Origin of the sequence: Ensifer sp. MJa1, assembly GCF_037026475.1 — a bacterium.
In the GTDB taxonomy this organism is placed as follows: domain Bacteria; phylum Pseudomonadota; class Alphaproteobacteria; order Rhizobiales; family Rhizobiaceae; genus Ensifer.
The window spans coordinates 71,451-89,345 of the sequence record NZ_JAKUMO010000002.1 but is presented as its reverse complement, the minus strand read 5'-3'; the positions used below and the strand labels follow the sequence as shown (position 1 = coordinate 89,345).

18 protein-coding genes are annotated in these 17,895 nt (G+C 62.1%); 15 read left to right on the top strand and 3 right to left on the bottom strand.

The window, feature by feature from the left end:
* The first annotated feature begins 6 nt into the window (after nt 1-6).
* The 14 genes from hpaD (at nt 7) to MKZ91_RS03150 (ending at nt 13,415) form a co-directional block, all read left to right on the top strand.
* The gene (hpaD, locus tag MKZ91_RS03215; protein WP_336167922.1) at nt 7-987 is read left to right on the top strand and encodes a 3,4-dihydroxyphenylacetate 2,3-dioxygenase; all 981 of its coding nucleotides are present in this window, start codon (nt 7-9) and stop codon (nt 985-987) included.
* A 47-nt stretch (nt 988-1,034) separates the two neighbouring features.
* Complete coding sequence (locus MKZ91_RS03210) at nt 1,035-2,471, top strand: pyridoxal phosphate-dependent decarboxylase family protein (protein ID WP_336167920.1); 1,437 nt, start codon at nt 1,035-1,037, stop codon at nt 2,469-2,471.
* Nucleotides 2,468-3,337, top strand: coding sequence for a fumarylacetoacetate hydrolase family protein (locus MKZ91_RS03205; RefSeq protein ID WP_336167918.1), 870 nt, complete (start codon nt 2,468-2,470; stop codon nt 3,335-3,337). Before MKZ91_RS03210 ends, MKZ91_RS03205 begins: the two co-directional genes overlap by 4 nt.
* Before the next feature lie 3 nt (nt 3,338-3,340).
* Nucleotides 3,341-4,144 (top strand): 2-oxo-hept-4-ene-1,7-dioate hydratase, encoded by an 804-nt coding sequence (gene hpaH, locus MKZ91_RS03200; protein WP_336167916.1) that lies wholly within the window; start codon nt 3,341-3,343, stop codon nt 4,142-4,144.
* Between the two features lie 8 nt (nt 4,145-4,152).
* Nucleotides 4,153-4,965 carry a 4-hydroxy-2-oxoheptanedioate aldolase gene (gene hpaI, locus MKZ91_RS03195; RefSeq protein ID WP_336167914.1) on the top strand — a complete coding sequence of 271 codons (813 nt, stop codon included), beginning with the start codon at nt 4,153-4,155 and terminating at the stop codon, nt 4,963-4,965.
* 105 nt (nt 4,966-5,070) lie between these two features.
* Entirely contained in the window at nt 5,071-5,331 is a 261-nt protein-coding gene (locus tag MKZ91_RS03190; protein WP_336167912.1) for a CopG family ribbon-helix-helix protein, read from the top strand.
* Complete coding sequence (locus MKZ91_RS03185) at nt 5,331-5,606, top strand: type II toxin-antitoxin system RelE/ParE family toxin (RefSeq protein WP_336168577.1); 276 nt, start codon at nt 5,331-5,333, stop codon at nt 5,604-5,606. The genes MKZ91_RS03190 and MKZ91_RS03185 overlap by 1 nt, the downstream gene beginning before the upstream one ends.
* 101 nt (nt 5,607-5,707) lie before the next feature.
* Nucleotides 5,708-6,940 carry a peptidase T gene (gene pepT, locus MKZ91_RS03180; protein WP_336167910.1) on the top strand — a complete coding sequence of 411 codons (1,233 nt, stop codon included), beginning with the start codon at nt 5,708-5,710 and terminating at the stop codon, nt 6,938-6,940.
* Nucleotides 6,941-7,026: 86 nt separating this feature from the next.
* Nucleotides 7,027-7,959: an AraC family transcriptional regulator gene (locus MKZ91_RS03175; protein WP_336167908.1), complete on the top strand. Its 933-nt coding sequence runs from the start codon at nt 7,027-7,029 to the stop codon at nt 7,957-7,959.
* A gap of 226 nt (nt 7,960-8,185) precedes the next feature.
* Nucleotides 8,186-9,463: an ABC transporter substrate-binding protein gene (locus MKZ91_RS03170; protein ID WP_336167906.1), complete on the top strand. Its 1,278-nt coding sequence runs from the start codon at nt 8,186-8,188 to the stop codon at nt 9,461-9,463.
* A 90-nt stretch (nt 9,464-9,553) separates the two neighbouring features.
* Nucleotides 9,554-10,414, top strand: a complete 861-nt coding sequence (locus MKZ91_RS03165) for a carbohydrate ABC transporter permease (protein ID WP_336167903.1) — start codon at nt 9,554-9,556, stop codon at nt 10,412-10,414.
* On the top strand, nt 10,414-11,235 hold the full coding sequence (locus MKZ91_RS03160) for a carbohydrate ABC transporter permease (protein ID WP_336167901.1): 822 nt from the start codon (nt 10,414-10,416) through the stop codon (nt 11,233-11,235). Before MKZ91_RS03165 ends, MKZ91_RS03160 begins: the two co-directional genes overlap by 1 nt.
* 47 nt (nt 11,236-11,282) lie before the next feature.
* Nucleotides 11,283-12,329, top strand: coding sequence for an NAD(P)-dependent alcohol dehydrogenase (locus tag MKZ91_RS03155; RefSeq protein ID WP_336167899.1), 1,047 nt, complete (start codon nt 11,283-11,285; stop codon nt 12,327-12,329).
* Between the two features lie 3 nt (nt 12,330-12,332).
* Nucleotides 12,333-13,415, top strand: a complete 1,083-nt coding sequence (locus MKZ91_RS03150) for an ABC transporter ATP-binding protein (protein WP_336167897.1) — start codon at nt 12,333-12,335, stop codon at nt 13,413-13,415.
* Nucleotides 13,416-13,443: 28 nt separating this feature from the next.
* On the opposite strand, the gene MKZ91_RS03145 is transcribed toward MKZ91_RS03150, so the two are convergent.
* The gene (locus tag MKZ91_RS03145) at nt 13,444-14,655 is read right to left on the bottom strand and encodes a hypothetical protein (protein WP_336167895.1); all 1,212 of its coding nucleotides are present in this window, start codon (nt 14,653-14,655) and stop codon (nt 13,444-13,446) included.
* A gap of 345 nt (nt 14,656-15,000) precedes the next feature.
* On the opposite strand from MKZ91_RS03145, the gene MKZ91_RS03140 reads away from it, so the two are divergent.
* Nucleotides 15,001-15,528: a hypothetical protein gene (locus MKZ91_RS03140; protein ID WP_336167893.1), complete on the top strand. Its 528-nt coding sequence runs from the start codon at nt 15,001-15,003 to the stop codon at nt 15,526-15,528.
* Between the two features lie 75 nt (nt 15,529-15,603).
* Here the strand turns inward: MKZ91_RS03140 and MKZ91_RS03135 are convergent, their stop codons facing one another.
* The gene (locus MKZ91_RS03135) at nt 15,604-16,245 is read right to left on the bottom strand and encodes a response regulator transcription factor (protein ID WP_336167892.1); all 642 of its coding nucleotides are present in this window, start codon (nt 16,243-16,245) and stop codon (nt 15,604-15,606) included.
* A 4-nt stretch (nt 16,246-16,249) separates the two neighbouring features.
* Nucleotides 16,250-17,632: a sensor histidine kinase gene (locus tag MKZ91_RS03130; RefSeq protein ID WP_336167890.1), complete on the bottom strand. Its 1,383-nt coding sequence runs from the start codon at nt 17,630-17,632 to the stop codon at nt 16,250-16,252.
* Nucleotides 17,633-17,895 lie beyond the last annotated feature (263 nt).

Sequence of the window (17,895 nt, the reverse complement as noted above, 5' to 3'; positions counted from 1 at the left end):
ACATCAATGCCCTTGCCGAAACCGAACCTCTACCCACCCTTCAACATCGTGCGGCTGAGCCACGTCGAGCTCGCCGTCACCGATCTTGCCAAATCGCGCGCCTTCTATGTCGACGTGCTCGGCCTGCAGGTCACCGACGAGACGGCGGACACGATCTATCTGAGGGCCATGGAGGAGCGTGGGCATCACTGCATCATCCTCAAGAAGGCGACGAGCGCAGAAGCGCGCGACCTCGGCTTCAAGGTCTATGGTGATGAGGATCTGGATAAGGCGGCGCATTTCTTCAAGGCGAAGGATTTGCCGGTCGAGTGGATCGAGCGCCCCTACCAGTCGCGCACCTTCCGCACCCGTGACCCGCAGGGCATTCCGCTCGAGTTCTATTCGAAGATGGACCGGCTGCCGCCGATCCACCAGAAGTACGCGCTCTACCGCGGCGTGAAGCCGTTGCGCATCGACCACTTCAACTGCTTCTCGCCCAATGTCGACGAGGCGGTCGCCTTCTACAACGAGATCGGTTTCCGGGTGACGGAATACACCGCCGACGAGGAAACCGGACGCCTCTGGGCCGCCTGGACCCATCGCAAGGGCGGCGTGCACGACATCGCCTTTACCAACGGCCGCGGTCCGCGCCTGCACCACACTGCCTTCTGGGTGCCAACGCCGCTCAACATCATCGACCTGCTCGACCTGATGTCGACCTCCGGTTGGCTTGCCAACATCGAGCGCGGCCCCGGCCGCCACGGCATTTCCAACGCCTTCTTCCTCTATGTGCGCGACCCGGATGGCCACCGCATCGAGATCTATTGCTCCGACTACCAGACCGTCGATCCCGATCTCGAACCGATCAAATGGGACCTGAAGGACCCGCAGCGCCAGACACTCTGGGGCGCGCCGGCGCCGAAGTCCTGGTTCGAGGAAGGCAGCGTCTTCGCCGGCGCCGAGATCCGGGACTCGATCCTGAAGGCCCAACCGATCGTCGCGCCCTGACGCGAAAGACGTATCGGGTACAGCGGCACAAACGACGGGAGAAGTAGATGGACCAGAAGAGTTTCGGCGAATGGTCGCTGAAGGCAGCGCAATGGGGGGCCGACTATCGGGCGTCGCTACGCGACCGGCCGGTGCGGGCCCAGACTGCACCGGGTGCGATTGCCGCTCAGATACCGTCGCAGCCGCCGCGGACGGGCGAGGATATGCAGGCGATCTTCGACGATTTCGAGAAGATCATCCTGCCGGGCATGACCCATTGGCAACATCCGCGCTTCTTCGCCTATTTCCCGGCGAATGCCGCTCCTGTCTCGGTCGTCGCCGAATATCTCGTCACCGCCATGGCGGCGCAGTGCATGCTCTGGCAGACCTCGCCGGCGGCGACCGAGCTTGAAACAAAAGTCCTCGACTGGCTGCGCCAGGCGATCGGCCTGCCGGAGGGCTTCTCCGGCGTGATCCAGGACTCCGCGTCTTCGGCGACGCTCTCGGCCGTGCTGGTCATGCGCGAGAAGGCGCTCGGCTGGCAGGGCAACAAGAAGGGTCTCGCCGGTCAGCCGCAGCTTCGCATCTACTCCTCCGACCAGGTCCACACCTCGATCGACCGAGCGATCTGGGTGTCGGGCATCGGCGAGGAAAACCTCGTACGCATCCCGGCAAAAGGGCCGCGGCGGGCGATGGACCCCAGCGCACTCGAAGCGGCCATCTTGAGGGACAAGGCGGCGGGCCTGCTACCGGCCGGCGTGATTGCCTGCACCGGCGGCACGAGCACGGGTGCTTGCGACGACATCGCCGAGGTGGTGCGGGTCGCGCACGCCCATGGCCTCTACGTCCATGTCGACGCCGCCTGGGCCGGTGCCGCGATGATCTGCGAAGAGTTCCGCGAGCTCTGGTCCGGCGTCGAGAAGGCGGACTCCGTCGTCTTCAATCCGCACAAATGGCTGGGCGCACAATTCGATTGCTCGGCGCATTTCATCCGCAGCCCGGATGATCTGGTGAAAACCCTGGCGATCCAGCCGGAATACCTGAAGACCCATGGTCGTGACGGCATCATCAACTATTCCGAATGGACGATCCCGCTCGGTCGGCGCTTCCGGGCGCTCAAACTCTGGTTCCTGCTGCGTTTCCATGGTCTCGACGGTCTGCAGACGATGATCCGCAACCATGTGCGCTGGTCCGAGCAGCTTGCGGAGCGGCTGGCCGACCACAAGGATTTCGAAATCGTGACGGCACCGATGCTGTCGTTGTTTTCGTTCCGCCATCGCACCGCTGGAGATGCGGACGCTCACAACATTGCTCTGGTCAACGCGATCAACGACGACGGCCGCATCTACCTGACGCAGACCCATGTCGATGGTCGCGTTGCGATCCGCTTCCAGGCCGGCCAATTCGACATGACGGAAGAGGATGCGGAAACCGCCTTCGAGGTCATCACCGAAGTTGCCGGCGCACTGGGTAAACACGAGAAAAGCACGAAAGCCGCCCTATGAACCATCCCCGTTTTGTGAGCTTTTCGGCCGGTGGAAAGAGCGGCTACGGCCTCGTTTCCGGCAACGGCATCATCGACTTGACGAGGCGGCACGGATCGACCTTTCCGACGCTGCGCGAGGTGATCGAGGCAGATGCCCTCGCCCGGCTTGCCGACGAAACGGCTGGGCTGAGTGCAGACATCTCGCTTGACGACATCCGCTACGAAATCCCGGTGCCGGCGCCCGAGAAGATCATCTGCGTCGGCGTCAATTTCCCCGACCGCAACGAAGAGTACAAGGACGGCCAGGCAGCCCCTTCCAACCCGTCGCTGTTCATCCGTTTTCCGCGCTCGTTTACCGGCCACGGGCAGCCGCTGATCCGCCCGCCTGAAAGCCCGCAGCTCGACTACGAAGGCGAGATCGTCATTGTCATCGGCAAGGGCGGCCGCCGGATTCCCGAGGCGAAGGCGCTGGACCACATCGCGGCGCTTTCACTCTGCAACGAAGGCACGATCCGCGACTGGGTGCGCCACGCCAAGTTCAACGTCACCCAGGGCAAGAACTTCGACCGCACCGGCTCGATCGGCCCCTGGCTCGTGCCTTTCACTGACGAGGCCCAGCTCGCCGATATCAGGCTCGAAACACGGGTGAACGGAGAAGTGCGGCAGCAGGACCGCACCAGCCGGATGATTTTCTCCTTCCGCAAGATCATCAACTACGTCTCGACCTTTACGACGCTGGTGCCGGGCGACGTCATCGTCACCGGAACGCCGACCGGTGCTGGCGCCCGCTTCGATCCGCCGATCTGGCTGAAGCCGGGCGATATCGTCGAGGTCGAGGCCGAAGGCATCGGCACGCTCATCAACCCCATTGCCGACGAGGCCTGATCCATGCTCGACAAGTCTCAGATCGAGGCGGCCGCAGCCGCACTCGACGCCGCCGAGCGCGAGCGCGTTCAGACCGCGCTGCTGTCGCTCAAACATCCTGAGATGACCATGGACGACGCCTATGCGGTGCAGGCCGCCTGGGTGAAACAGAAGATCGCTGCTGGACGGCGGGTGATCGGCTGGAAGATCGGCCTCACCTCCAAGGCGATGCAATATGCGCTCAACATCGACATCCCCGATTCCGGCGTTCTGTTCGACGACATGCTGTTCGAGGACGGCGCGCGCATCCCGGGCAACCGGTTCATCCAGCCGCGCATCGAGGCCGAGATCGCCTTCGTGATGAAGGCGCCGCTTGCCGGTCCCAACGTCACCGTCTTCGACGTGCTGAACGCCACCGACTATGTGACGCCGGCGCTCGAAATCCTCGACACCCGTATTCTCCGGATGGATCCGGAAACGAAAAAGGCACGCACCATCGTCGACACCATTTCCGACAATGCCGCCAATGCCGGCATCGTTCTCGGCGGCAGGCAGATGCGGCCCGACGCGATCGACATGCGCTGGATGGGCGCGATCGTCTCGCGCAATGCGGAGGTGGAAGAGACGGGACTCGGCGCCGGCGTGCTCAACCATCCGGCGCGCGGCATCGCCTGGCTTGCCAATCGATTGTCGATTTATGGGGACCGTATCGAAGCCGGGCAGATCGTACTCGCCGGTTCCTTCATCCGTCCGATCGAGGCCCGCCATGGCGACACCATCGTCGCCGATTTCGGGCCCTCCGGCTCCGTCAGCTGCTTCTTCGAATAGGACCGACCATGCCCGCTCCCCGCAACCTGTTCAAACAAGCCCTTACCGAAAAGTGCCCGCAGATCGGTCTCTGGCTGGCGCTTGCCAATCCCTACACCGCCGAGGTCTGCGGCGGTGTCGGCTTTGACTGGCTGCTCATCGACGCCGAACATGCGCCGAACGACGTACCGCTGCTGGCCGCGCAGTTGCAGGCGCTCGCAGCCTCGCCAAGCCACGCCATCGTCCGCCCACCGATCGGCGAAACCTGGATGATCAAGCAGATCCTCGATATCGGCGCGCAGACGCTGCTGGTGCCGATGGTCGAAAGCGCCGAACAGGCCCGGGCACTGGTACGAGCGGTGCGCTATCCGCCCCATGGCGTGCGCGGCGTCGGCGCGGCCCTTGCCAGGGCGTCGGCCTTCAACCGCATCCCGGACTACCTGCAGACCGCCAATGACGAGATCTGCCTTTTGGTGCAGATCGAAAGCCGCGCCGGCCTTGCAGCCCTCGACGAGATCGCCACGACCGATGGTGTGGATGGCGTCTTCATCGGCCCAGCCGACCTTGCTGCCGACATGGGCTTCCTTGGCAAGCCCGGCGCGCCCGAAGTGCAGGCGGCCGTCGAAGCGGCGCTGCTGGCGATCCAGTCTCACGGGAAGGCGGCAGGCATTCTCACGTCGGACCAGGCGCTCGCCCGCCGCTACCTCGAACTTGGCGCGACTTTCGTCGCTGTCGGCAACGACGTGAGCCTGCTGGTCGGCGCAACGTCGAAGCTGGCCGCGGAATTCAAAGGTGGCAGTGGCGATGCCGGAACGATGGGGCGATCGGGCGGGTCTTACTAGCGTTTCTACTATCGCGTGCCGCCCGTTAGATGGAGTCGAACACCGAATATCATCGACTTAATCAATGTTAATCACTATGATTGATGCCGATTAAAGGAGATGCACATGGAAACGAAAGTGCTGACTGCGCACGTTCCGTTGCCGCTTGCAGAAAAGGTGGATCAGCTCGCTGCCCGTTTGGAGCGACCGCGCGGCTGGATCATCAAGCAGGCGCTTGCAGCCTGGGTCGACCAGGAAGAAGAGCGACGCCGTTTGACGCTTGAGGCGCTTGCCGATGTGGATGCCGGAAACGTCATCGATCATCAGGCCATGCAGGCCTGGGCCGACAGCCTCGACAGCGACGCACCACTCCCCGTTCCGCAATGATGGAACTGAAATGGACGCCGAAGGCCTCGTCCGATTTGGGGCGCCTTTTCGAGTTTTTGGCGCCCGTCAACAGGAGGGCCGCGGCACGGACGGTGCAGTCCTTGATCTCCGCGCCGTCCCATCTGATCGAACAGCCCCGCCTCGGGGAACGCCTGGACGAATTCGCGCCACGCGAAGTTCGTCGCTTGCTCGTTGGACACTATGAAATGCGCTATGAGATAAAGCAGTCAACGATCTTTATCCTGAGCATCTGGCATACACGCGAAGACCGCTGAGCCAAGATACTCCCGCACGATACGCCATGACCGAATCCGGTTTGAGGAATCGTGGCGCGGGAGTATAGCGGTTTCACGCCCACCAGCATTGGATCCCGCCCATGACCGATACCGTTCTCGACCGCTTCCTCCGTTATGTCGTCATCGACACGCAATCCGACGCCAGGTCGAAGACGCAGCCATCGACGGAAAAGCAGAAGAACCTCGGTCGCGTGCTCGTCGAGGAACTGCGGGCGATCGGCCTTGCCGACGCGCATCTCGACGAAAACGGCTATGTCTACGCCACCATATCCTCGAATGTGGACAAGCCGGTACCGGTCATCTGCTGGTGCTCGCATATGGACACGGCACCCGATTTCACCGGCACCAACGTCAAGCCGCAGATCGTCAGCAACTACCAGGGCGGCGATATCCGGCTTGTCGGCGACCCACAGCAGGTCATCCGCGTCGCCGACCACCCGGTTCTGAACGACCAGATCGGCAACGACATCGTCACGACCGACGGCACCACGCTGCTTGGCGCCGATGACAAGGCCGGCCTTGCCGAAATCGTCACCGCCGCTCAGGTTCTCGTCGACAATCCCGACATCAAGCACGGCACGATCAAGCTGCTCTTCACCACGGACGAGGAAATCGGCCGCGGCGTCGACAAGGTCGACCTCAAGAAGCTCGGCGCTGAATTCTGCTACACGGTCGATGGCGAAACCGCGGGGCATATCGAAGACGAGACCTTCTCCGCCGATGGCGTCGAGATCGTCATTCACGGCGTGGCCATCCACCCGGGCTTTGCCAAGGACAAGATGGAGAACGCGATCAAGATCGCCGGCCATATAATTAGCCGGCTACCAAGAGATGTTTCTCCCGAGGGCACGGAAGGTCGCGATGGCTTCGTGCACCCGACCGGCGTGACCGGCTCGATGGACAAGGCGCAGCTTGGCTTCATCATTCGCGATTTCGATGAGGCGGGCCTCACCAAGAAGGAAGTCATGCTCGAGGCGATCGTCAAGGACGTGATGAAGGTTTATCCGGGCTCCACCTACAGCTTCGAGGTCAAGCAGCAATACCGCAACATGAAGGTCGTGCTCGACCGTCATCCGGAAATCGTCGAGAATGCCATGGAGGCGATCCGGCGCGCCGGCATGCAGCCCGTGCGCGGCAGCATCCGCGGCGGCACCGACGGCTCACGGCTTTCCTTCATGGGCCTGCCCTCGGCCAACCTCTTTGCCGGCGGTCATGCCTTCCATTCGCCACTCGAATGGGTCAGCCGCCAGGACATGGAACGCAGCGTCAAGACGCTGGTCGAACTGGCGAAGATCTGGGCCGAACGCGCGTAGAGTGTTTTCCATCGGGGGCGCGATCAGGACGCCCTCTTCGGCAAGGGGAGACAGCCGATAAGCACCGGGCGAAGGAGGGCTGGGCAATGAGTATGGCGCGAAACTCCAGGCGCGCGCCAGCCAAGCCCCCTTCGCTTGCGACCAACCCGCCGACCTTCGAGCACATCGTCACCGGCGTCAACGAGACGTTTCTCTGGCGCCTCGACGATTATCCCTGGGAGCGCAACGTCTGGAACTTCCACCCGGAGATCGAGATCCATCTCATCCGCAAGGCCTCGGGCCTTGCCTTCGTCGGCGATCATATCGGCCGGTTCGATCCGGGATATCTCACCGTCATCGGCAGCAATCTGCCGCATGATTGGGTGACGGTCACGGAGCCCGGCGAGGTCATCGTGGGGCGCGACATCGTCATCCAGTTCCATCCGGATCGCATGCGCGAGATCACCGACGCCTTGCCGGAATTCGCCGAACTCGAGGCCTTCTTTGCGCGCGCCGAACGGGGTCTGGTGTTTTACGGGCAGACCCGTGCGGAAGGCGCCGAACTGATAGAACGCATGGGCGCCTTGAAAGGGCTATCGCGCTTTTCATTGTTCATCCAGCTTCTCGAGCTCCTCGTGAACACCGAGGAATACGAGCTGCTCTCGTCTCCCGAATTTGCGCCGGAACTCGATCAGAAATCGCTCGACGTGCTGCGAGGCGCTCTGGCGTTCATTTACGAGAACATTGCCACCGACATACATCTGGCCGACCTCGCCCGACAGGCCGGCATGAGCGAGACGGCTTTCTCCCGCTTCTTCAAAAAGAACACCGGCAACACCTTCACCGACCACGTCAACAAGCTGCGCATCTGGCAGGCCTGCAAGTTGCTCGCCGAGACCGACATGCCGATCACCGACATCTGCTTCGAGGTCGGCTATCTCAACATTTCCAATTTCAACCGCACCTTCCTGCGCCAGCACAAGATGACGCCATCGGCCTATCGGCGGCTGACCAGCCAGCGTCGGACCTCCCGCTCCTAGGCGCGACTTTCGGCAAAAACGATGAATCCTTGCATTTGCTGCGCTGCAAACAGTCCCTCATGGGAAAAACTGCGCATGAAAGTATAGAATCGCCGCATCGCGCACGCTAGTTCGGCGGAGCGTTAGGCCTATCATCAGGATCAGCGAAACGGTTCGCTATGAGGAAAGCGCACTGGATCTGAGGAGTATCCGGCGCGCATCGATGACCTGGGGAGGTCTTTTCACAATGACAAAAGCCAAGACGCTCGTTTCGAGCATCGCCTTCGCATGCCTTGTTTCCACCGGCCTGACGACTGTCGCGGTCGCCGCCGAATGCTCCGGCACGATCAAGGTGCTCGCACAGCCGCGCGACGGCCTGACGCTGCTCGAAGACTACAAGTCCGAATTCGAGAAAATCTCCGGCGGCGCATCCTTCGAGATCGACTATCTCAACGAAAACGACCGGCGCGCCAAGACCAAGGCCGACGCCTCGACCATCGGCAAGTACAACGTCTATTACATCGACGAGGCCAATGTGGCGCTCTTCGCTTCGGCCGGCTGGGTCGCACCGCTGATGGATTATTATCCTGATGACTACGACTACGCCGACTTCGATCCCGGCCGGCAGAAGGTGGCGACCTATGACGGCAAGGTCTGGTTTGCGCCGGTCACCGGCGGCGGCGACTTGATGGTTTACCGCAAGGACCTGCTCGAAGCGGCCGGCATCGCCCCGCCGAAGACGCTCGACGAATACGTCGTCGCGGTGAAGAAGCTGAACCAGCCCGACCAGGGCATCTATGGCACGGCCCTTCGCGGCCAACGCGGCTCGGGCGCCAATGTCTGGCGCTGGATGCCCTTCTTCAAAGGGTTCGGCGGCAACTGGTTCGACGACAAGACGCCGGTCTTTAACGGCGAGCAGGCAGTCAAGGCGACCGAGACCTATCTCGAACTGTTCAAATACTCGGCACCGGGCAGCCAGACCGGAGGCTGGGACGAGGCGGTCGGCGCCTTCACCTCCGGCCAGGTGGCGATGCTGATCGAATCCACCCCGCTCGTCGGCATGGCGATCGATCCGAAATCGTCCAAGGTCGCCGGCAAGGTCGGCTACCTGCCGCCGCCGGCACCGTTGACCGGTGGTGGCTACGGTCATGGTCTGGCAATCGGGATGAAGGCCAACAAGGACGAGGCTTCCAAGGCCTGCGCCGGCCTGTTCGTCGCCTGGGCGACCTCGAAGGAGAACGAGGCTCGACGGCTCGAAGCCGGACAGTTCAGCGAACTCAACCGCACCAGCATCATGACCAGCCCGAAATTCGCCGAGCTCTACGGCCCCGACCTCGGCCAGGCGCTTGCCGATACCGGCAAGGTTACCGCCGTCAATTTCTGGCAGAGCCCGCAATGGCCTGATCTCGGCGACCGCTGGGGCATCATCCTTGAAGAGCTGATCACCGGAACGCGCAGCGACATCAAGGAAGGCCTCGACGAGCTCGACGGCTTTGCCAAGGACCTGGTTGCCCGCAGCCAGTAACACCGTTCCTCCTGGGGTCCATCGGCAAAGCCGACAGCCGCGCCGGTGGACCGCTGCACGATCGGCGCGACGAGCCGTAGGACGCATGACATGAAGACGAAAAACAGCCTGCCGGTGGTCTTTCTTACCCCGGCCATGGGGATCCTCGCCGTGTTGGCCCTCGTGCCCACGGCCTATGCGATCTACATCTCCTTCCAGAACCGGGAACTCAGCCGTCCCGACGGCAGCTTCATCGGCCTTGCCAACTACATCGACCTGTTCTCGGATCGCCGTTTCGTCAACGCCATCGGCGTCTCGCTGACCTGGGAAGCGGTGACCGTCGGCATGACGCTGCTGATCGCTGTCGGCCTCGGCATTCTGCTCTTCGAATGCGTATCGCCGCGCACGCGCAACCTGCTGGCGCTTCTGTTTCTGGTGCCGGTGATCCTGCCGCGCGTCTCTGCGGCCTTTGTCTGGAAATTCGCTTTCCATCCGCTCTATGGCATCGCCACCTATCCCTACAAGGCAATCACCGGACAGCCGCTCGACCTTTTGTCCAATCCCGCAACCGCGCTTGCGACCGTCGCCCTCGTCGACGTCTGGCAATGGGGCCTGTTCTTTGCGGTCATCGTTTTGAAACTGCTGGAAACCTTGCCGCCGCAGCCGTTCGAGGCGGCCCGGCTCGACCATGCCCGCACTTGGGAGATCTATACCTTCATTGCGCTGCCGATGCTGAAGGCGCCGCTGATCTCGCTTGCCTTCGTCAAGATGATCGAGTCGCTGCGCGCCTTCGACCTGATCTACGTCATGACCCGCGGCGGCCCCGGCATCGCGACGGAAACGCTCGACATGTATGCCTTCTCACAAGGTTTCATCGAGTCCGGCCGCATCTCCTATGCCTCCAGCATGGCCGTTCTGATGATGATCGCCACCTCGATCGCCTTCACCTTCATCTGGAAGAGGGTTCAGTGATGACCGTCCACACGCTTGGCCGCCTCATTGGCCGGCTGATCCTCGGCCTTGCCGCACTTTCCGCCGTCTTCCCGATGGTCTGGACGACACTCAACGCCTTCAAGAACCGCGTCGACATCGTCACGCCGACGCCGCTCTTCATTTTCGAGCCGACACTCGACAATTTCGCCTACGTTCTCGGCCGCGAAAGCGTCTTTGCCGGCCTCGTCAATTCGTTGCTGATCTCGGGTGCGTCTGTGCTGATCGGTGCCGTGCTCGGCTTGCCCGCGGCTTACGCCATCGCGCGTTACCCCAACCGCCGGTCCCGCGACATCCAGTTCTTCGTGCTGTCGCTGCGCTTCCTGCCGCCCGTCGCGATCGCCATTCCGCTGATGGTCATTTGGCTCGACTTCGGGCTTTACGACACGCGCCTGTCGATGATCGTCACCTATTCGCTGCTGACGCTCGCGACCATCATCTGGCTCGGCGTCCCCGCCTTTGCGCGGGTGCCGAAGGAAGTCGAGGAAGCGGCCCGCGTCGATGGCTACGGCCCCTATGCGATCTTCTTCCTGATTGCGCTGCCGATCGCGCTTCGTTCGCTGATCGGCGCCGTCGCCTTTGCCTTCGTGCTCGTCTGGAACGAGTTCCTGATCGCGCTGATGCTGACGACGTCGGACGCCAAGACGCTGCCGATCGTAGCCTCGGAGCTGACCCAGCTCGGCCGTGACGTGCCCTGGGGCATCCTCAACGCATCCGTCGTGCTGCTCTCCATTCCGCCGCTGCTGTTCATCGGGGTCTTAAGCGGCATGCTCAACAGCGCCTTCAAGCGCAAGACGCAATGAATCCCAAGACCGCGAAAACCAGATACGCTGAAACAAGGAATTCCTTCATGCAAGCATTGGTCCTCGAGCAAAAAGGCGAGCTCGCGCTCCGGGAGATCGATCTCCCGCTCACGCTCGGCCCGGATGACGTCAAGATCGCCATCCACACGGTCGGCGTCTGTGGCAGCGACGTGCACTATTACACCCATGGCGCCATCGGCCCCTATGTGGTGCGTGAGCCGATGGTGCTCGGCCATGAAGCGGCCGGCACCGTCGTCGCGGTCGGCAGCAATGTCGAAACGCTCGACGTCGGCGATCGCGTCTGCATGGAGCCGGGTGTTCCCGACCTTTCGTCCCGCGCCTCCAAGCTCGGCATCTACAATGTCGACCCCAAGGTGCGCTTCTGGGCGACGCCGCCGGTGCATGGCGTGTTGACGCCATTTACCGTCCACCCCGCCGCCTTCACCTACAAGCTGCCCGACAATGTCTCCTTTGCCGAAGGTGCGATGGTCGAGCCCTTCGCCATCGGCATGCAGGCGGCTGCCCGCGCCCGAATCGCGCCGGGCGACGTCGCCGCCGTCATCGGCTGCGGGCCGATCGGCATCATGGTCGCGCTTGCAGCCCTTGCCGGCGGCTGCAGCCGTGTCTTCATCTCCGACTTCTCTGCCGAAAAGCTGGCGATCGCCGCGCAGTATCCCGGTATCACGCCGGTCAACATCGCCGAGCGTTCCTTTGCCGATGTCATCACCGCGGAAACTGGCGGCTGGGGCACGGATCTCGTCTTTGAGGCAAGCGGCAGCGCCAAGGCCTTTTCAGGAATTTTCGATCTGGTGCGCGCGGGCGGTGCCGTGGTGCTGGTGGGCCTGCCGGTCGAAGCCGTCCAGTTCGACGTGCCCGGCGCGATCTCGAAGGAGGTCCGCATCGAGACGGTGTTCCGCTACGCCAATATCTTCGACCGGGCCCTGCAACTGATCGCGTCGGGCAAGGTCGACCTGAAACCCTTGATTACCGAAACCTTCCGGTTCGACGACAGCATCAGGGCGTTCGAGCGGGCGGCCTCGGCCCGACCGACGGACATCAAGCTGCAGATCCTCATGGACAGTGGGAGGGATTGAGCCATGGCAAACATCGTCTGTTCCCGCGTCGACAAGCAATATGGCGCCGTCAACGTCATCAAGGATTTCAACCTCGATGTCGCCGACCACGAGTTCATCGTGTTTCTCGGGCCGTCCGGCTGCGGCAAGTCCACGCTTCTGCGCATGATCGCCGGACTTGAGGATATCTCCGGCGGCACCGTCTCGATCGGCGGCCGCACGGTCAACCATCTGCCGCCGAGGGATCGCGGCGTTGCCATGGTCTTCCAGAACTACGCGCTCTATCCGCACATGACGATCTACGACAACATCGCCTTCGGATTGAAGCGCATGAAGGTGCCGAAGCCGGAGATCGACACCCGGATTCGCGCCGTTGCCGCAACGCTCGGGCTCGAGCCCTATCTCACCCGCAAGCCGACGGAATTGTCGGGCGGACAGCAGCAGCGCGTCGCGATCGCCCGCGCCATGATCAAGACGCCGCGCGTCTTCCTGTTCGATGAGCCGCTTTCCAATCTCGACGCCAAACTCCGCAACCACATGCGCGTCGAGATCGCCCGTCTGCACCAGAAGCTGAAGACGACGACCATCTATGTGACCCACGACCAACTCGAGGCGATGACGCTTGCCGATCGGATCGTGCTGATGAAGGGCGGCGCAATCGAGCAAGTCGGCACGCCCGCCGAAATCTATGAGCGGCCACGCACGCTCTTCGTCGCCGGGTTCATCGGGACCCCCAACATGAACTTCATCGATGTGACCGCCGAGAAGACGGAAGGCGGGTGGCTACTGCGTAGTGCCGGCGGCAGCTTCACCGTGCCAGGTGAAAAGTTCGCGCTTCGCCACCGCCAAGAACTGGTGCTCGGCGTGCGTCCGGCCGATCTCAGGACCGCAACGGAGGGTGTCGACCACATCTCGGGTACTGCCGATCTCGTCGAGTTCCACGGCAATGACGCGCTCGTGACCTTCCTTTTTGCCGACAAGGAAGTCGGAGCCCTGGTCAGGGCCAGCGCCTGCCCGAAGCCGGGCGATGCCGTCTCGTTCGCCGTCAGGCCGGAAGGCCTGCATCTGTTCGATCGGGAAAGCGGTCTCTCCTTATTGAAAGCTTGAGACGGACTGATCCCTGAAAATTGAGAGATCAGTTCAGCCTCAAGCTGGGCTGGCTTTGCAGCGGCGCGGCAACAATGCTGCGCGGCGACGATGCGGCAGGATTGGCGAACGAGGCCGCCGGCAGCGGTCCAGCTGTCATCATGGTGAAATCGAAGGACGCGCGAACATCGGCGTCCAGCACATATTGGCGGTGAACCCGAAGAAAATCGCGCTTTATCCTCCGGTAGCGTTCCGGAGAAAGCAGGTGTTTGACCCGGATGAAAACGATGGGTGGTTGCGGCGCAGTGGGATGCCCTGCGAGCGCAACGACCTGGCATCGGTAGAAATTGATCGCGTCCGTCAGGCACTGGACGTCGAACCAAAAGACCTCCCGGGCGCGGGCGATCGCACCGACTCGGGACCTCAACACGTCGGCTGAGCGCAGAAGGGCGCATTGCAGGATCGCTCCGCCAAGCGTCGCGAAGACAATGCGTTTTCCCTGGAGCAAGCTTGCGTCCCGCTCCACCAACGCGCCGACAACATGGGCAGCTATGCTCGAGCCCATGCTGTGCGAGCTGATGACATATTCGTCTGCCGGTTCGGCGAGTGCCGCCCGCACCGAGACCAAACAATCTTCAAGCCACTGTTTGAAATAGGGTTTCTCCATTGTGGCGACGGCAACGGCCAGCTCCCAATCGGCAAAGAGATGAAGCGTGTGCCACCTGTCCGACCAGGGAAGGAAAAGCTTGAAGAAAAAGAGATAGGCAGCGGGTCCGCTTGCGAGCAGCAGCCATGGTTCGAGCGCCAGCCAATAGGGCGCCGTACCGATCAGCGCGCTCAGAGCCAGCCCGATCGACACAAGCAGGAAGGGAAAGATGAAGAACAGGCCAAAACGCCAGGCGTGCCGGAAATAGGCAAGCGCCCCACCCTCCCAGACGACCCGGGCCGCACTGCGGAATCCGCCGACAATTCGGGAGAGCGTCGGCCGGCCGTTCAGATAACTGACGAGATCGTCGTGATCGAAGATGTAGACGCGGCTCTTCGTTTGCCAGTCGCGGCCCTCGCTGTCGACGTCGAAATAGCGGCTCGGCCCATCGGCATGCACGGCACCGACCTTTACGGCGAAATCCTGCAGTTTGGCAGTCTTGAGCGCTGATCGCTGGTAACGCGCCTGATGCTTGGCAGCATCCAGCGGCTCGAAGCCGGAAAAATGCAGCACGATGCGTTTCTTGACGGTCCCGGAGGATATGTCGTGTGACAAGCGGATGATCTTTCAAATAGGCGTGAAACGCCCGCCCGTACCGCCTCAAAGAGATACAGGGGGGCGCTTCGAAGAGCGCCGGGTGGTCCCAGCCTGGCGGAGACGTCAGCGATCTCGGTGTCGAGAATATGGCCAAATGAAACGATACAACGAAACGTGGAACAATTTCATGCCGCGATCGTCAATTGGCGACTATTTCCCGATTGGTGCGCCAGTGCCAGCAGGTCGAGCGCGGGCTCCCGGACCTTGGTCCTATGCGGGTCCGACGAATGTCTTGCCGACGCGAGGGGAAAGGTCTGGGAACGCAGGACCATTGACGACACCCGTTGACGGGACGTGGCGGGCGTGAGCAAAGTCGTGACGTCCAGGCGCAAGCCGGGCGTCGCCTGTGCAGGCACCAGGTATTCCAGGGGATTTGAAAAGGCGATGTGCCGGATTTTTCTTGCAGTATTCTTCTGGCCGATGGTCCTCCTTCTGGCAACCACCCTCCCCTACGAGCTCGATGTTACAAACGACGGGCTGAAAATCACCGAGAAGACCGCCTACGCCAAGAACGGTAACGGTAACGGCAATGCCGGCGGTAATGGCAATGGCAATGGCGGGGGAAACGGTGGCGGCAATGGTGGAGGAAACAGCAAGGGAAATGACAAATCCGGGGGCACTCAGTCCGAAGGAAAGTCGAAGGATTCGCGCGCCACTGAAGAGCCGGCTGGCGACAGCGACGGCTCCGAAGTCGGTGTTCGCCACAAGGGCGGCATAAGCGAAGAGATCATCAAGGGGCGCTATATCATGAAGGATGCCCGCGGCCGCACGATCATCAATCGACGGGCGACAACCACCGACAAGCAACGCTTGCAGTCGCTCGCCCACTAAAAACGCCGATTTAGCGCTTCATCAGACACCCGCGAAATGAATGTAGCAGGCATCCGAGACATCGGCCCTGGCAGGTCACGACTCACGCGCGTCGCGCAACACCATCGCGGCTTCGGTCCGGTTGGCGACACCCAGTTTCGTCATGATCTGGGTCATATGATGCTTCACGGTCTTTTCCTGCAGATCGAGCTCGATTGCGACATGCTTGTTGCTCATGCCGGCTGCAACCAGCTGCAAGACCTCTTTTTCGCGTGGCGTCAGGTTGGAAATCAAACCTGACTTGCCGGAAACCGACGGTGATCGACTGGACAGCAGTTTTGCAGACAAGGTCGGCGCCACGTAGCGCTCGCCCGAGGCCACCGCGCGGATGACATCGGCAAGCGCCCGCGCGCCCACCCCCTTGAGCACATAACCGGTGGCACCGCGGTCGAGCGCAGTTGTGACGTCGTCGCCGTCCTCGGAGACCGTGAGCATGATGATCTTTTGCGACGGGGCGACATCGAGAATCGGCACGATCGCCTCCAGCCCCCCGCCGGGCATGGAAATATCCATCAACATCACGTCCGGCTTCAGGCTCTCGGCGATCCGGATCGCATCGTCCTTCGAGCTGCCTTCCGCGATGATGTCGAAGCCATCGATCTCCGACAGGCTCCTGGCCACCCCTTCCCGAAACAACGGGTGGTCGTCCACCACGGCGACACGTATCCCTGCCATCATGTCGTTACATCTCCCTGACACTGGTCGTCATGCGCACGGTCGTGCCGGTCGCAGTCACGATGAGCTCGAACGTCCCTCCGAGACTTTCGATCCGTTCACGCAGTCCCGCAAGACCAAGGCTCGTCGGTTTGATCTGGCTTGGGTCGAAGCCGGGGCCGCCGTCGGCGACCTCGATCGTGACGCGATCGCCGCGCATCCACTGCGACACGCGTTGACCGACACCGTCCGCGTGGCGATAGCCGTTGTTAAGTGTTTCCTGCACGAAGCGGTATATGCAAATTTTGGCTGCCTGCGAGAGGCTATCCGGAGGATTCGCCAGATTCAACTCGACAGGAGATCCCGTCTGGCGCTGGTGAGCCTTCACGCAGCGCTGCAGGATATCGGCGAGCCCCGCCGTCTCTATCTGCGGCAGGACCAGACCGCCGCAAATTGTCCGGATCTCCTGCATGGCCTCGTCGAGGCTCGCCTTGATCGCGCCGATCTCGCGTTGGCGCGTTATGACAGGCGTCGCCTCGCTCTTCAGGGCTTCGCTATCCAACCTCAACGACGCATAGGCCACGAGCTGGGCCGGGCCGTCGTGCAGGTCCGCGCCGATGCGCCTGAGATAGCTTTCGTTCAGCGCGGTGGCGCGCTGTGAAGCGCGCTGAAGACGCTTGCGCAAGGTCTCGTTCTGCGCGAGCGATGCCGAAAGCTCTTCGACCCGTTGGTTGAGAGCATGCCGCTGGCTCTCGATCGTCTTGCTGCCGCGCAGAACGATCGCAGATAGCACGACGAAGAAGGCAAGCGTGAAGGCAGCGACCGCCAGCCAAGTGTGGGTCCGGGCCTCTGTCAGACTTTGCTGGAAGTCGTTCGCGACTTCATGAAACTCCGAAACGGCAACCACCTGCCCGGACCAGGGCTGCAGCACCGGGTTGTAGATCGCCAGCGCAGGAACGCCGTCTTCTACCGTCGCGGCGTCCCCTACCTGGTCGAAACGCGCAGCCATCTTGCCCGAGAACGCCGTCTGCAGTTCGCGACTAAGCTCGGCCTTCTGGCCGATTGCCTTCTGATCGCTCGAATAGAGAAGCGTGCCATCCGCGCGCCAAAGCCGGAACGAAAGAAGTCGATCGCCCAGCGCACCTTGACCAAGCGTCTCGTCCAGCGCGCGCGACACCGTTTCGTCGAGCACCTCGTTCTTCTGCATGTCGGGGAGCAGCGGCGCAATCACGCTGTCCACGTAGAGCGCGGTCGTCGCAGCCGAATTCCGGGTGACCGCGTCCTCGATGCGATTGGAAACGAAGGCACCAACCAGCACCATGGCGCAGGTGGCGACCACACCGCCGATTAACAGAAACTGGGCAGCGAGGGACTGCGAATTCCAGCGGGAAATAAGTTGTTTAACGCGCACCGGGTCTCTCGGATCGGTCGCCGCTCATAAGGCGCCGCGATTGTAGCAAGGCTGCGCTACCCTAACCACTATCGAGTAGCGGTCAATCCGCGATGGCTCCCGTTGGTCCGATCGGACCTTTGATGCGTCCGGCCCGGACCTAAGTCCTAGAAGGGGAGGCAATAGTCGGGGGCCGATAGCGCCGTGAAAGGGGCGCAGATATCTTCCGCATTTGTATACGTCGTTCTTTCGGTCCGCAGGACAAGGGAATGGCTAAACTGAAC

Coding starts and splice junctions, on each gene's coding strand:
- hpaD (WP_336167922.1), top strand. CDS start 7: ATGCCCTTGCCGAAACCGAACCTCTACCCACCCTTCAACATCGTGCGG.
- MKZ91_RS03210 (WP_336167920.1), top strand. CDS start 1,035: ATGGACCAGAAGAGTTTCGGCGAATGGTCGCTGAAGGCAGCGCAATGG.
- MKZ91_RS03205 (WP_336167918.1), top strand. CDS start 2,468: ATGAACCATCCCCGTTTTGTGAGCTTTTCGGCCGGTGGAAAGAGCGGC.
- hpaH (WP_336167916.1), top strand. CDS start 3,341: ATGCTCGACAAGTCTCAGATCGAGGCGGCCGCAGCCGCACTCGACGCC.
- hpaI (WP_336167914.1), top strand. CDS start 4,153: ATGCCCGCTCCCCGCAACCTGTTCAAACAAGCCCTTACCGAAAAGTGC.
- MKZ91_RS03190 (WP_336167912.1), top strand. CDS start 5,071: ATGGAAACGAAAGTGCTGACTGCGCACGTTCCGTTGCCGCTTGCAGAA.
- MKZ91_RS03185 (WP_336168577.1), top strand. CDS start 5,331: ATGGAACTGAAATGGACGCCGAAGGCCTCGTCCGATTTGGGGCGCCTT.
- pepT (WP_336167910.1), top strand. CDS start 5,708: ATGACCGATACCGTTCTCGACCGCTTCCTCCGTTATGTCGTCATCGAC.
- MKZ91_RS03175 (WP_336167908.1), top strand. CDS start 7,027: ATGAGTATGGCGCGAAACTCCAGGCGCGCGCCAGCCAAGCCCCCTTCG.
- MKZ91_RS03170 (WP_336167906.1), top strand. CDS start 8,186: ATGACAAAAGCCAAGACGCTCGTTTCGAGCATCGCCTTCGCATGCCTT.
- MKZ91_RS03165 (WP_336167903.1), top strand. CDS start 9,554: ATGAAGACGAAAAACAGCCTGCCGGTGGTCTTTCTTACCCCGGCCATG.
- MKZ91_RS03160 (WP_336167901.1), top strand. CDS start 10,414: ATGACCGTCCACACGCTTGGCCGCCTCATTGGCCGGCTGATCCTCGGC.
- MKZ91_RS03155 (WP_336167899.1), top strand. CDS start 11,283: ATGCAAGCATTGGTCCTCGAGCAAAAAGGCGAGCTCGCGCTCCGGGAG.
- MKZ91_RS03150 (WP_336167897.1), top strand. CDS start 12,333: ATGGCAAACATCGTCTGTTCCCGCGTCGACAAGCAATATGGCGCCGTC.
- MKZ91_RS03135 (WP_336167892.1), bottom strand. CDS start 16,245: ATGATGGCAGGGATACGTGTCGCCGTGGTGGACGACCACCCGTTGTTT.